Genomic DNA, 15101 nt, shown 5'->3' on the forward strand with positions numbered 1-15101 from the left:
GCTTTTATTTAGTGTTGGTCGATTGACGAGCGATCAGCTCATTCTGCCGACGAATCCGACCCGATAAACTTCGTACAATGCTGCGAAGCACTTCACCCCGTTCTTCCATCAGGTCAAAGAAATCGTCCTGATCAATCCGCAATAATCGAATATCAGTAATGGCTTCGGCCGTTGCCGAACGGGCTTCCGTATCCAGTAAGGCTAGTTCGCCAAAAAAATCACCCCGCCCAAAACGAGCCAGCTCTGTGTCTCCATCCAGAATTACTACCTCGCCTGAGTAAATCACGTACATACCCGAGCCAAGATCCCCCTTATGAAAAATGGGTTCACCGGCAGTATGCTGCTCTTCTTTCATAATTGGCGTAATACTGGCCAATACATTTTCGGGCGTTTGCGAAAACAGGCTGGTTTGCGATAGCAGCAATACCCGATCATAGGCTGCAATCTGGTCGGTTGAATGGCTTGAGTTACTCATAATCAAAGGAGATAGGGCGGAAAAACGAGACGCTAACGATTGAAGTGCAATTGATGCTTCAGCAGGAGCTAAACTTCGTACAACAACACTAACTGTCCAGGCCGAAAAAACAGGCTCTCCCATTCGTAAAATAAACGCCCGAATAGGCTCAGAATCAGTAAACGTGCCAAGTTCTGTAGCAAGGATACGAACTTTTTCGGACCTAGGCAGATCATCAACTAATACTTGCAACGTTTGGTAAGTAGCTCTTGGGATCAGATTATCGAGCATTTCAAGCGCATTGGCCCGACGTTCACGAGCGGGGTGGCTTATTCCCATACGTGCCCCTGCAATCGTATCTGAATCATATAGTTGCGTTAAAATATCAAACAGCCGCTGCAGTAATACCGCTAACTCATAATCAAGGGTTTCCGTAAGCTCAACTTCGGTCAGGCTCGCCTGCATGAGTTGTTGGGCCAGCAGTACTTCTTCCTGCATAAGCGCACGAAATATCGAGTCATCCGCCGGTTCGTTAGGAAAACGACGCAACGCACGTAAGGCTGCACTCCGCACCATCAGGTCTGGTAATTGAGCCAATTCATTCAGAAGCTGTCGGCTGTCGGGCGAATAAATAGCACCACAAATGGCGGCTATCCGCTCCAGAACCAGCCGATCTGTAGCTGAACGTCGAATCTGCCGTACTAACGGAATTAGTTCAGGTCCACGTGCTTTCAAAGACTGAACCACTGCCCGGCCGATAGTTTCATCAGTCAGGTTACTCAGCAAATACTGGGTCAACCCCTCATTGGAAAGACGGCCAGCCGCTGCGATAGCTGCCTTCTTAACATCAATTGTCGAGCTAGTAAGTCGCTCGTTTACGATGGACGCAAAATCATTCAGATGTAGGGTTGCAATCAGATGTAACGCTAGTTGCTGGTGGGCAGGGTCTTTGTCATTGGCTAGTTGCTTCAGGCTCGCCTGAGCAGCAGCATCATGTGGATTCAACTCCAGAACACCTCTAATAGCACCCTGCCGGATACTCAGATCTGTATGATTAATAAGTGGGGCCAGTTCTGAGGGTTCAACAGTAATCCGACGGCCTAACAAATAAGCTGCCTGTTGACGCAAAGCCGGTTCTGAATCAGCCAGAGCAATATGCATTAACTGTTGAATCGGCACTGGCCGATTGATGTGCGAGATAGTTGCCAGCGTTCGTCTACGAACATTAGCGTTGGTATGGGTTAGTAGAGAAGGCACTCTTGGGGTCAACTCCGCCGGATTATGAGCATCAAGCCAGCCAATAGCCATAAGTACCTCTTCCGCATTAGCACTCTGCAATTGACGAATAAGACTCGCCTGGGCAACGGTTGGCATAGCGAGCTGGTCACTTTCCAGAAACCGGCGACCAATGGCGTCATTAAGTTCATGTAAATACCGCTTGTAGGTATGACGTAACAACCAGATAGCGCCAATCAACAAACCAAGCCAAACCAGTGCTCCGCCAGATTCCAGTGTTGTATGGAAAACAAAAATCAGCAGACCCGCCAATCCCAGGCCAATCGGCTCATACAACCCCTTCGCCAGCGTATGGCCTTTCAGCCGCTGTGGGGGCAATAAAGGTTGAAATAACACAAGAAATACAGGATCGAATAACGCCCGACGAACTACTTCAAAAACCAGATAGAGGCCACAGAAATAGATCAGTAACGCGGTTTCACTGGTAGCAACATAGTGCAGAACGATGAGTCCGGCCAAGCCTATCAGCGCTACCCAGGGAAGAACCAGCAAGGAGCGTTGTACGCCAAACTTATCGAGTACTTGCCTGGACAAGAGCAGTTTAGCCAGCATAGCTACCCCATACGTCAGAGCCAGTACGTAACTCACATACCGAATAACATCGGTTTGATCATGAAATCGGTGTTTTACGTTGATAAAGAAGTTGTATTCAATCTCGGTCGCTACGGCTGCCAGCACGGCCAGGCTCAAGCACATATAAAAAATCAACTCACTGCCACCAAATCGCTTGCCAATCAATCGCGAAGGTTCCCGGCCAACTGCCCGGTCTGAACGTTGAGGAGCATGTACATCGTGCGACTGAATCGTTAGTTGTACCACATACAGTGCGGCCAGAAATGCCCCGAATGCCACCAGCAATAACCGTAGAACGTCCGCATGCGCATGAACTAGAGCGGCCAGAATAGCGCCAAGTGCTTTGGCGGGCATATCTCCTGAGCTGATTACACCAAACAGTCGCTTACTCTGCCGCGTATCGAATACAACCGCCGATACGCCCCAAAACTCAAGATTAGTAAGCAGGTAGATGATTCGGTAGCCCGTCATGATAGCTACCGCGGCTGCTACAGAATGGCCCACAATAACCAACACCCCTACTACCACCGTCATCACAACAGCCGATAGTAGCACCCGAACAGCCAAACTACGCAGTGCCAGATGATGCTCGAAATAAGCATATACCCGGCCAACCCCAATCATAGCTAAAGCGGCAACCACATAGGCAACAGGCAGACTGGTTTCAGGATGATTTTCAAGTAGAATGGCATTGGCCGCCACATAAATCAGAATGGTACCAATGCCTAACAGAAAATTGTGGATAAAAAATAACCCCACCGTTCTACCTTCCTCCGGCCGAATGCCTAGTGCACGTTGCCATCGGTGAGTTGAGGACGAGGGGGACTGATGCGTAGCGTCGGGACCAACGGTCATAAGTAGGTTTCGGGACACGATTTATCGTCAAATATACACAGCCATCCATCAGAAGCCGACAGTATATGGTGTAATATCCCATTACACTGAACTATCGGGAATCTCTCCAAACGTTGTGGTGCGTATAAAATGGTATCAAATGACAAAATCGCCATAAGGTCGATCTTATCTTTGCTAATAGCCCAAGATAGCCGATCTGCTCATTGGTATTGGCGTAAGAATCCTCCCCGAATTTATTACTCAGGTTGTACTTGGCTTACCGTTTAACTACCTGTCCAATCCCGATCAGAAATTAGTATTAAAAGAAAACCACCATACGCTGACCATTAATAGTGCAGCTGTTTTCACAAACTACATATCCATTAAAAACCAATTAGACGCTATTCCTCAGTAAACTGGACAGGCTATAACGGTCGACTTGCACCAGGCGCATTATGTTGACCATACAGTAATGGAAAATTTACGCAACTAGGCGCATAATTTTTAACTCGCAGGAGGTGAGTTACCCATAATCAATCTCGCTATGAGTACAACCCTACATCCGTCAACCCGCTGGCGGCTTACCGACAGAAGATAGCCATTTAATTAGTTCGCTGTTTATTAGCATTAACTCTATAAATCTGTTGCGCTGGCAAACGAAAAAATGCATTCTGGCTACTATTTTGCAGCAGTACTAGTTGTAATAAAAATTAAAAATTAGTTGTTGTATAGATAAAGAAGAGGCTATCAGCGATCAGTAGGATAAAAACAATAAATTTTGGGCCAACTCTGTAACTGATACGCTACCTTTGTAAGTCAAAAACAACGACGAGTTCCCCGTCATGGATCAGTACTCCTATATCGCCAATTCCGACGCGGCTTACGTAGATCAACTCTACCAGGCTTATAAGCAAGACCCGCAATCTGTTGATGAAAGCTGGCAACAATTTTTTAAAGGATTTGAGTTTTCGCTGACATATGGCGAAAAAACCAATGGCAAAGCTTCCACTGCTACGCCAAATGGAGCCTCAGCCAATGGAAACGGGCAGGCTACAGGCAGCAAACCGGTAGACGCTACTCATGCCGAAAAAGAAGTTTCGGTTGCCAGTTTGATTAAAGCCTACCGCTCGCGTGGCCACCTATTGGCTAAAACGAATCCGCTTAAAGCCCGCAAAGATCGGCAACCCCGCGTTGACCTGCCCGACTACGCGCTTTCGGATGCTGATTTAGATACCGTGTTTGAATCAGGTAAATTACTCGGTATCGGACCTGCTACGCTACGAGTCATTATGGATTCATTGCGAAAAATTTATGCAGGTGAGATTGGTTTCGAGTATATGTACATCCGCGAGCTGGATGTAAAGAACTGGCTACGGAACAAAATCGAAAAAGAAGCGCTCGTTTTTGAACCATCGCTCGACGAGAAAAAGCGTATTCTCGAAAAACTGAACGAAGCTACCGTTTTTGAGAACTTTCTCGCCACCAAGTACCTGGGCCAAAAGCGTTTTTCGCTCGAAGGAGGTGAAGTAACTATTCCTGCTCTGGATACGATCATTAGTCAGGCCGCCGACATGGGGGTTGAAGAAGTAATGATTGGGATGGCACACCGGGGCCGTTTGAATGTATTAGCAAACATCCTTGGCAAATCCTACGAGTCGATCTTCGATGGCTTTGAAGGCAATGTACCTGAGCAGGTTCATGGCGACGGCGACGTTAAATATCACCTTGGCTATTCGAGTTTAACCGAAACCAAGTCGGGCAAACAGATTAGTGTAAAGCTGGCTCCCAACCCATCGCACTTAGAAGCGGTGAACCCGGTAGTTGAAGGCTTTGTTCGAGCGCAGGCTGATGAAGAATATAAAGGTGATTTCACGAAAATAATGCCGATCCTGATTCACGGCGATGCCGCTGTGGCGGGTCAGGGTATTGTATATGAAGTAACCCAGATGGCCAAGCTGGCGGGTTATCAAACCGGCGGTACTGTCCATTTCGTGATTAATAACCAGATCGGCTTTACCACCGATTTCGAAGATGCCCGCTCATCAATTTACTGCTCTGATGTAGCCAAGATCGTTGATGCCCCCATTTTCCACGTGAATGGCGATGATCCTGAAGCAGTTATTTTCTGCGCTAAACTAGCCGTTGAATTCCGCGAGAAATTTAATCGGGATGTATTCATCGACATGGTTTGCTACCGACGCTATGGCCACAACGAAGCCGATGAGCCGAAGTTTACACAGCCAACGATGTACAACATCATCGAAAAGCATCAGAATCCGCGCGAAATCTACAAAGAACTCCTTATCAAACGGGGCGATGTAGACGCCGAACTGGCGCAACGCATGGATACCGAATTCAAGAAGCAGCTACAGGATCGACTCGACCGCGTAAAGCAGAAAGCCGAAATCCCCTACAAGCCGCTTCGCTTGGATCTCGACTGGGCTGAACTTCGCTTTAGTGAACCTAAGGACTTTGAGAAATCGCCGGAAACGGGGGTTTCAGCAGAGGTGCTGCAAACCATTGGTAAAGCGCTGGTTAAAACACCGGAAGGTTTCAAGCCACTGAAGCAGATTGACAAGTTGCTGAAAGACCGGCAAACCATGATCACCGATACCAAACTGGTGAACTGGGGTACGGCTGAGTTATTGGCATATGGATCATTGCTGCTCGATGGCAAACCGGTTCGGTTGAGTGGTCAGGATGTTCAACGTGGCACATTCTCACACCGGCATGCGGTACTTCATGATTCAGAAACGAACGAGTCCTACTCGTCACTCGATTTTATCCAGGATGGGCAGCAAAATTTTCAGGTCTATAACTCGTTGCTTTCGGAATATGGCGTACTCGGTTTTGAGTATGGCTATGCCATGGCTAACCCACATGCGCTGGTTATCTGGGAAGCACAGTTTGGCGACTTTTCCAACGGTGCCCAATTGATTATTGACCAGTTTATTGCCGCTGGTGAATCGAAATGGGGTATCCAGAATGGCGTAACGCTGTTGCTTCCTCATGGCTACGAAGGCCAGGGACCAGAGCACTCCAATGCACGCCCTGAACGGTATTTGCAGTTATATGCCGATTATAATATGGTGGTAGCTAACGTGAGTACACCTGCCAATTTATTCCACATTATGCGTCGTCAGTTGGCATGGGGCTTCCGAAAGCCGCTGGTTGTTATGTCGCCAAAGTCATTGCTACGTCATCCAAAATGTGTTTCTCCACTGGAAGACCTTACCCAAGGCTCGTTTCAGGAAATCATTGACGACAGCTATGCACAGGCGAAAAAAGTGAAACGGGTATTGCTATGTACCGGTAAGGTGTATTATGATTTGCTTGAAAAACAGCAGACAGACAAGCGTGATGATGTGGCAATTGTTCGCCTGGAGCAACTAGCCCCTCTCTCTAAAACGCAACTGGATGCGGTATTAGCCAAGTACAAAAAAGCGGAGCTATTCTGGGTTCAGGAAGAGCCTGAAAATATGGGCTACTGGACCTATCTGTTACGAATTGGCTTAAATTGGCCCATCATCTCCCGTAAAGCGGCTGCGTCACCTGCAACTGGTTACCCAAAAATACATACTCAGGAACAAGCCGACATCGTTCGGAGAGCGTTTGAATAACAAGACGTTTGAGGTTTGACGTTCGTAGTTGTTTTTAGAAGCATCAGCAAACAGCAAACCTCAAACTACGAACTACAAACTACAGAAGAATGGCCGTTGACATGAAAATTCCTCCCGTGGGGGAATCCATTACCGAAGTAACCGTTGGCACCTGGTACAAGAAAGAAGGTGATCACGTAAAAATGGATGATGTTCTTTGTGGACTCGATTCCGACAAGGCTACGTTTGAATTAACGGCCGAAGCTGATGGCGTTCTGCATATCCTGGCACAGGAGGGCGATGTGCTTCCCATTGGTGCCAGCATTTGTACAATTGATGATGGAGGTAGCGCACCTGCGCCAGCGCCAGCTCCCGCGGCTGAGCCAGCAAAAGCCGAAGCACCGAAACCTGCCGAACAGGCCGCCCCAACAGCTGTGGCAGAACTGGTAGCAGCCCCTGTTAGCAGTGCTTCCAGCGTTGTCGAAATGAAAGTTCCGGCTGTCGGTGAGTCGGTTACTGAAGTTACGATTGCTTCATGGAGCAAAAAAGATGGTGACCAGGTTGCACTCGATGAAGTGTTGTGCGAACTCGAATCCGATAAAGCGACCTTTGAGCTTCCCGCCGAAGCCGCCGGAATACTCCGTATTGTGGCTCAAGCTGGCGAAACGCTACCCATTGGTGCTCTAATTGCCAAAATAGAAGTAGGAGCAGGTACTGCGGCTCCTTCAGCTCCAGCAACTACACCGGCTCCTCAACCAGCGGCAACTGTAGCCACGCCAGAAGCATCGAATGGACAGAACGGCTACGCGGCTCATTACCCATCGCCAGCAGCCGCTAAAATCCTGGATGAAAAAGGTGTTAACGCTCAACAAGTTCAAGGTAGCGGTGTAGGCGGACGCGTGACGAAGGAGGATGCCATGAAAGCATCGCCCGAACCGGCTCAACCAGCGGCACCAACCGCACCAACGGCTCAACCGGCTGCGCCTAAACCCGCAGCACCAGCGCCCGCTCCGGCACCTGTTGTTGCGGGAAGTCGTAACCAGCGTCGGGAGAAAATGACGTCACTACGTCGGACAATTGCCCGCCGGTTAGTTGCCGTTAAAAATGAAACGGCTATGCTGACTACCTTCAATGAAGTAGACATGAAGCCGGTTATGGACCTGCGGAACAAATACAAAGATAAATTCAAGGAGAAAAACGGCGTTGGCCTCGGCTTTATGTCGTTCTTCACGAAAGCCGTTTGTGTTGCGCTGAAAGATTTCCCGGCGGTAAACGCTCAGATCGACGGTGATCAGATGATTTTCAATGATTTCTGTGATATTTCGATTGCCGTTTCAACGGATCGGGGATTAGTAGTTCCCGTTATTCGGAATGCCGAGCAGTTAAGTTTTGCCGGTATTGAAAAGGAGATCGTTCGGTTGGCTGGTCTGGCCCGCGACAATAAACTGACCATCGACCAAATGACGGGTGGTACGTTCACGATCACCAATGGTGGTACATTCGGGTCGATGTTGTCGACACCGATCATCAACGCGCCACAGTCAGCTATCTTAGGGATGCACAACATCGTTGAGCGGGCTGTCGTCGTTAATGGCGAGATTGTGGTTCGGCCAATTATGTATGTGGCCTTGTCGTATGATCACCGTATCATTGATGGAAAGGAATCGGTTAGCTTCCTGGTTCGGGTGAAGCAAATTCTGGAAGATCCTGCCCGACTGCTGTTTGATATGTAAACTAAATAGAACGCAGATGCCGCGGATGTGGCTGATTTACGCTGACAAAAAAATCTGTGTAAATCAGCCACATCCGCGGCATCTGCGTTCTATTCCTCTTCAACGTAATCCAAATCCTTCTTAAACGTCTCATCCAGAAAGTTTAAGGCAATCAGCGCCACAATCAATGTTATAACGCCTACCGTTAATGCGCTGTAGATCGTTCCCAGCGACGGTTTCAGAAGCGTAAAAAGTGCACTCAATGGAATGGTAGCTCCCCGTACAAAGTTTGGGATTGTGGTTGCCACGGTAGCCCGAAGATTGGTCCCGAATAACTCAGCCGCAATTGTTACGAACAACGTCCAGTACCCATTAGCGAATCCAAGGCAAACACAGACGACATAAAAGAGCGTAATGTCGTGCACGGGAACTAGTAAATACACGAGCATAAACACCAGCGAGAGCAGCATAAACAGCCGGATAACCTGCTTCCGGCTTTTAAGGTACTGGCTCATAAATCCGCTTACGATATCGCCCAACACCTGCCCGGAGAAGGTTAACATGACTGCTTTGCCTGCCACAACGGGCGCGCTCAGGCCAAGTGCTTTCCCAAATTCAGGGGAGAAGGTAATCAGAATGCCAACAACAAACCAGATGGGTAACCCAACCAGAATACACTGAACGTACTTGGTTAGCCGGCCCTTATCGGATACGAGCATTTGTAGACTACCCCGAGTAATTACCCGCTGTTTGGTTTTCACAAACATACCCGACTCCAAAACATTTACCCGCAATACAAGCAGTAGCAGCCCTAGACCACCTCCAATAAAATAGGAGATCCGCCAATCGAATAGATCGGCCATAAAGTAAGCCAGAATCGCACCTAGTACGCCCATGGTAGCCACGAGTGTAGTACCATACCCACGAATCTGCTTGGGAAGAATTTCGGTTACCAGGGTAATACCAGCTCCTAATTCGCCCGCTAATCCTACTCCAGCAATAAAGCGTAGGAGCGCGTACTGATCCAGTGACGTGACAAAGCCATTGGCAATGTTGGCCAGTGAATACAGCAGAATAGAGCCAAAGAGCACAGAAAGGCGACCTTTTTTATCGCCTAAGATTCCCCAGAAAATACCCCCAATCAGCATACCAGCCATCTGCACATTGAGCAGGAAAAGACCTTCGCTTAGTAACCGATCTCCCTCTACCGCTAATGCTTTAAGACTGGGTACGCGTACCACGCTGAACAAAAACAGGTCGTACATATCTACCAGATACCCGAGGGCGGCTACCAGCACCGGTATTTGCAACAGTTGGGAGATTGTTGAGCGATTGGCCGGGCTTGTTTCAGGCGTAAGGATTGGCTTCATTGATTAAGTTAAGATTGAGGGCAGGTCAAACCTATAAGGTCTTGGAGACCTCATAGGTTTTTATCAAGACAGTTGTACTTACACCTTCTCCGGTACGACAAACGGAGCGCGGTATTTGCGGGTAAGCATCTGGTTGGCCTCTTTATCGCCGGTGAACACTTCGTTTTTAGGGTCGAAATGGAGGGTACGGCCCAAGCGGTACGAGATATTACCAAGATGCGCAATACCCGATGCCAGGTGGGCGGTTTCAACCGGCCCGTTCTGCTTCGAGGTATCCCGTGCCCGAACAGCTTCAATAAAGTTGGCGTAATGATCTCCTCCTTCTTTACGGGCCGGGCCAGGTGTCCGTTCTTTACCTAAAAAGGTTTTATAATCATCATACCCGTTGATCACCATATACCCTTTGTCGCCGTAGAACAGGTTACCAATTTCAACACCATCTTCTTTGTTAGTCATCCAGGGACGGACTTCAAACTGAATCACTTTCCCCTGCGATGGGTATTTGTAAATTGAGGTGAGCGTTTCCGGCGTTTCCTTACAGTCGTTCCAAAGAAACTTGCCACCCGCTGAGGTGATTTCTTCAGGCAAGCCTACATCCAAACCCCACATGCAAAGATCGGTTTCGTGGATACCCTGGTTACCAATGTCGCCATTACCATAATCCCAGAACCAGTGCCAATTGTAGTGAACGTAGTTTTTACTGAACTCTTTTGTTTGCGCGGGTCCCTGCCACATATTCCAGTTCAATTCGGACGGTACGGGCGATGGCCCTTTGTTACCGATGTCGGGTCTCCACTTATACACGAGGCCCCGTGCCATGTAAACCTTGCCAATCAGACCGTCGCGCAGGTGTTTAATGGCTTCCTGAATGGCCACCGAACTCCGCAATTGAACACCATGCTGCACAATACGTTTGTATTGATGGGCTGCCTCGACCAGCTTCCGTCCTTCATGTAAATTATGCGCACCCGGTTTCTCCACGTACACATCTTTACCCGCCTGACACGCCCAGATAGCCGCCAGCGCATGCCAGTGATTTGGCGTGGCAATGCTCACGGCATCAATATTCTTATCATCATAGACTTTCCGAAGATCATCCACCATTTGGACTTTCCGATTGTATTTCTTTTCGAACTCCGAAGCTCTTTCCTGTAGCACATTGCTGTCTACATCACAAAGCGTGACCACTTCGACATCTTTCTGTTTTGACAATCCTTGAATATGGTCTTTACCCCGGCCATTTACGCCAATAACGGCCATTCGAACACGGTCGTTAGCCCCGAACGCATGCGCCGGAATGTAGGTTGGCAGCCCGATAGCTGCCAGTGAACCGACCGCGCCTGCTTTGAGGACATCACGCCGGGAAACTTGTTTAGGGTCCATGAGTTTGAATTGGTTTAGAAAAAGTTGGAGGTTTGAGGTTCGTAGTTTGACGTTTCTTATTAACTACAAACATCAAACGAATTAAAGCCTTGGCAAGGTTAGCCCACCATCTACCATGATGATCTGGCCTGTTGAGTATGGAAAATCTCCTTTAGCGAGCGCGGCAACCGCTTTGCCTACATCATCGGGGAAACCCCATCGTTTTTGAACACAAAGTCCGCTGTCAATCAGCGCGTCGTATTTGGCAGTTACACCCGCCGTCATATCCGTTTTAATAACACCCGGTCGAACTTCGTAAACCGGAATATTGTACTCGCCGAGCCGAACGGCAAACAGTTGCGTTGCCATACTTAATCCAGCCTTCGCCACGCAATACTCGCCCCGATTAACCGATGCGACGGTAGCTGAAATCGACGATACGTTAATGATACAGCCCCAAAAATCAGCCTGCTCTTTCTGTTGAGCAATCATCCAGTTAGCGGTTGCCTGCGTCAGAAAATAAGCGCCTTGTAAGTTAGTCGACAATACATACTGAAAACTCTCTTCAGTAGCCTCCAGAATATCCCGGCGTTCTTTTGGGGCTACACCCGCGTTGTTTACTAATACGTTTAATCGACCAAAATGGGCTACAATACGTTGCATCATGCTGGCCCGATCCTGCACCGATGCAATATCTCCGGGACAATAAATCACGTCACTTCCCCGATTTCTCAATGCATCCAATGCCTCACGAACGGCTTCTTCTGGCCGAACTCCGTTAATGGCCAGGTCGAATCCAGCATGGGCCAGGTGTTCGGCAATACCGTAGCCAATGCCACGACTACCTCCTGTTACAAAGGCTACTGGCCTGGTACGCCGGATCGAGTGTTCCTCTTTTTTCACAAGCTTTCTTTTATCGCTTTAAGCTCTTCAGCTTCAGGGCTTTTCTTATAGAGTGGATCCAATGGATAGCACCCCGAAATCAGCCCATTCCGTGGCGCTGTCGTACAGTCCGAAAACGTGCGGCAGATGTGGTTTCGGACGAGCGGACGACCCTCAAGCATATCGGCGGGCATAGTTGGATACGACAGTACCATACGGCCAAAGCCTATGCTATCGGCCATGCCATTGCGCAATACATACTGCGCCACATTCGGAAGCCATTCCTGCAGATAGGAATAGCCCGAGCCAATTATGACCAACTCCGGGAATGCCTGTTTCAGCTCGTTTGTGACGTCGATTTGTCGTTTTACCCCCAATAGTGGGTCTTCCGGGGGCAAATAACCATCCGAGGGCGGAAACAGGGCCGGTCGCATTAAGTGTGGGTTGTAATAGGGGCTTCCACCCGTAATGCATACCAACTGTATCCCAAGTGATTCGGCCAGCGTCAACAACGCTTTTGTCTCGGTTAGGTCAAGCTCTAGTCCATTCGATTTTCCACCAAACGCAAATGGGTATTCTTCGGCAGACTCCGGAATACCAGCCCCAGCCGGTCCTTTTTTGAAAGGCAGTAGATCAAAAGCACTCAGACGAATCCCGATTCCCAGTCCCGGCGCGGCTTCGCGAATGCCCGCAACAATGTTCCGAAGGTAGCGTGTCCGATTTTCGAAAGAACCCCCGTAACGCCCTTCCCGACTTACCGCACTCAGGAACTCATGACCCAGATAGCCGTGACAATGTTTTACATCCACAAAATCAAAACCCGCTTTTTGAGCCAGTACAGCGGCATCTATATACTGCTGGATGATTTGGTCGATCTCCTCATCCGTGAGCAGTGGATAATCAGCCGGCATACCGAATTTGCTATTCAGAAACGGATGGCTATATAGAATTTTCGACTCAAAAGCCTTGTGGCTCCTGGGCTTACAAAAACGTCCCGAATGCGTTAATTGGAGACCAATCACTAAATCGTCGGTTTTGCCAAATGCTTCGGTATGCGCATTGAGTACCAATTGCCGCAATTCAACAAAGTCAAGAAACGTTTCGTCGTTCATGACTAATTGGTTCGGGTTGGCTTTGCCCGAATGGCAAACCGCTACAGCCTCACAGCCAAACAATAATTTGGCTCCACTGATGGCAAATTTCTTCCAGCGGTTACGCGTAAAATCGGTTGGTCGGCCATCAAGGGTGCCGTCCCAGCCTTCCATAGGTAAAATACACAGGCTATTACCAATCGTTTGGCCGGACTTTAGTGGAATAGGCCGATTGAACGGGCTCTCCGCAGCAGGCAATAAAACGTCGTCGAACGGCAGCCCGATGTCGTTTTTTGTCAGATAATTTCCCAGATCAGCAGCCGTTTTCAGCTGGGCCATGCGGGGAAACTGGGGTTTGTATTTTTCACTCATCTGGATAAGTGCTATCGGAGGGCCGTATCACCGGCAATCTGGTTGAAAAAAGTATAATACGGCTCGTTACGAATGATCCGTTGTAAATAGAGGGCTACTTCGCGAGCGTGGTAATCGCCCCACATACTCGACTCTCCATTCGCAATTTTACTTCCCGCCGGTACATAATCCCAACCATTAGGCTGATGATAAATTGAATGAAGGATCAGGCCCTGATGCACTGGATTCGTACTGAGATAAGGTTCATCAAAAAGCGTATTAAGAACTGTCAAACCAGCCTGATAGTAGCGTTTTCCAGGGTCAGCATTGCCTTTTTCGGTCAGATATTTCCCCAACCGTAGCAGTCCCTGCGCACCAATAGCTGCGGCCGAGCTATCTACCGGTTCGAAATTATTGTAGGGATCGGCGGGCCGATGCAGATAGTCACCTAAGCGATGCAGATTGGGTGCTCCTGTGTCCCAATAAGGAATGCCGTCAGTGGGTGTGTATTCGATATAAAAGTCGCAGGTGGCCGTAGCCGCTTTCAACATGAAGTCTTCGATAGAATCGCGACCACCGAAAGGCTCCAACTCGGCATCATCCCGAGTGGCAAGCCACTCTAGCTCCTCAGCAAAGCCGCACATAGCCCAGGCTAATCCGCGCGTCCAGGTAGTAAAGCCCGAATAGCCCTGTTGTGAATTGGGGCATCGAAAATTACCATCCTTTATATTGAAAACACTTTCATGAGCCGTACGTCCCCATAGATCATACGAATCTCGTCCTGAACCGTAGAATACCGAATAATCGGCGGTAGCCTTCATGTGCTGCAAGGCTCGGTCCAGTAAATTAATCTTCACATCACCCTCACCCTGAAACACATGTCCCAACGAATGGCTCAGCACCAACGCCCGGCACGACCGAATTGTATCGACAAAAAGCGAATGGGAACCGTTGAATGAACTAATGAACCCCCCTGTTTTAACCGTTGTCCAGCGACTGGCCTGCACGGCACCGGAGATTTTTAGCGCCAGTTCATAAAAGTTAGCTTCCCATTCATTCGTTGGAATACGGCCTTCCCGCATCAGCCGAAGCAGGTTCCCGTAGGTACTGACGTTGTTGAAACCGTGATCATGCACCCCAATGTGGCTAATGTGAGGAGCCATGACAGTCAGCGTTTTCTGACGACCTATTTCCAGAAAGTCAGTATTATTGGTCGCATCGAACTGTAAAATAGCGGCTCCAAACTGAAATCCCTGCGTCCATTCTGTCCAGCCCCGGGTCGTGTATTTTCCCTGTACCGTGAAAACTGGCGAACCTTTCGTTACGTCGTAGTCTTTGTCAATCAGGTGAATTTTCTGGCCAGAGAGTTCCCAGAAGCGGTTAAGTTTTGCCGATAGATCGGTGGGTTGTAAGGAATGGTCAATCTGCATACTAGGTAAAGGTCCGCGAGGGTTATCGTTTCTCTTTCCTAAAGAGCAAATAGGGTATTGTACTACTATAACTGCTTTGTAAAAGCTTTTTAGCCAGGACCAATCTGGAGCGGTTCGGCGTTCCGATTGGCCCTGACTACATAAAAA

8 protein-coding genes are annotated in these 15101 nt (G+C 48.7%); 2 read left to right on the forward strand and 6 right to left on the reverse strand.

All coding sequences use genetic code 11. From position 1 onward, the window contains the following. Window positions 1-4: 4 nt before the first annotated feature. Window positions 5-3196 carry a cyclic nucleotide-binding domain-containing protein gene (locus EXU85_RS33350; RefSeq protein WP_246859354.1) on the reverse strand — a complete coding sequence of 1064 codons (3192 nt, stop codon included), beginning with the start codon at window positions 3194-3196 and terminating at the stop codon, window positions 5-7. Window positions 3197-3999: 803 nt separating this feature from the next. Here EXU85_RS33350 and EXU85_RS33355 point away from each other — a divergent pair. Both EXU85_RS33355 and odhB read left to right on the forward strand, forming a co-directional pair. Beyond that, a complete protein-coding gene (locus tag EXU85_RS33355) occupies window positions 4000-6777 on the forward strand; it encodes a 2-oxoglutarate dehydrogenase E1 component (RefSeq protein ID WP_142776218.1) in 2778 nt (925 codons plus the stop codon). Between the two features lie 89 nt (window positions 6778-6866). After that, window positions 6867-8489: a 2-oxoglutarate dehydrogenase complex dihydrolipoyllysine-residue succinyltransferase gene (odhB, locus tag EXU85_RS33360; RefSeq protein WP_142776219.1), complete on the forward strand. Its 1623-nt coding sequence runs from the start codon at window positions 6867-6869 to the stop codon at window positions 8487-8489. Between the two features lie 89 nt (window positions 8490-8578). On the opposite strand, the gene EXU85_RS33365 is transcribed toward odhB, so the two are convergent. The 5 genes from EXU85_RS33365 to EXU85_RS33385 all read right to left on the reverse strand — a co-directional run bounded on the left by EXU85_RS33365 (window position 8579) and on the right by EXU85_RS33385 (window position 14954). Further along, window positions 8579-9838: an MFS transporter gene (locus tag EXU85_RS33365; RefSeq protein ID WP_142776220.1), complete on the reverse strand. Its 1260-nt coding sequence runs from the start codon at window positions 9836-9838 to the stop codon at window positions 8579-8581. Window positions 9839-9916: 78 nt separating this feature from the next. Further along, the gene (locus tag EXU85_RS33370; RefSeq protein WP_142776221.1) at window positions 9917-11221 is read right to left on the reverse strand and encodes a Gfo/Idh/MocA family oxidoreductase; all 1305 of its coding nucleotides are present in this window, start codon (window positions 11219-11221) and stop codon (window positions 9917-9919) included. Between the two features lie 81 nt (window positions 11222-11302). Then, window positions 11303-12103, reverse strand: coding sequence for a 3-ketoacyl-ACP reductase (locus tag EXU85_RS33375; RefSeq protein ID WP_246859355.1), 801 nt, complete (start codon window positions 12101-12103; stop codon window positions 11303-11305). After that, complete coding sequence (locus EXU85_RS33380; RefSeq protein ID WP_142776222.1) at window positions 12100-13545, reverse strand: NADH:flavin oxidoreductase; 1446 nt, start codon at window positions 13543-13545, stop codon at window positions 12100-12102. The genes EXU85_RS33375 and EXU85_RS33380 overlap by 4 nt, the downstream gene beginning before the upstream one ends. Window positions 13546-13556: 11 nt before the next feature. Beyond that, window positions 13557-14954, reverse strand: a complete 1398-nt coding sequence (locus tag EXU85_RS33385) for a glycoside hydrolase family 88 protein (protein ID WP_142776223.1) — start codon at window positions 14952-14954, stop codon at window positions 13557-13559. Window positions 14955-15101: the final 147 nt, after the last annotated feature.

Source organism: Spirosoma sp. KCTC 42546, from assembly GCF_006965485.1.
GTDB lineage: Bacteria > Bacteroidota > Bacteroidia > Cytophagales > Spirosomataceae > Spirosoma.

Coding starts and splice junctions, on each gene's coding strand:
- EXU85_RS33355 (WP_142776218.1), top strand. CDS start 4,000: ATGGATCAGTACTCCTATATCGCCAATTCCGACGCGGCTTACGTAGAT.
- odhB (WP_142776219.1), top strand. CDS start 6,867: ATGGCCGTTGACATGAAAATTCCTCCCGTGGGGGAATCCATTACCGAA.
- EXU85_RS33365 (WP_142776220.1), bottom strand. CDS start 9,838: ATGAAGCCAATCCTTACGCCTGAAACAAGCCCGGCCAATCGCTCAACA.
- EXU85_RS33370 (WP_142776221.1), bottom strand. CDS start 11,221: ATGGACCCTAAACAAGTTTCCCGGCGTGATGTCCTCAAAGCAGGCGCG.
- EXU85_RS33380 (WP_142776222.1), bottom strand. CDS start 13,545: ATGAGTGAAAAATACAAACCCCAGTTTCCCCGCATGGCCCAGCTGAAA.
- EXU85_RS33385 (WP_142776223.1), bottom strand. CDS start 14,954: ATGCAGATTGACCATTCCTTACAACCCACCGATCTATCGGCAAAACTT.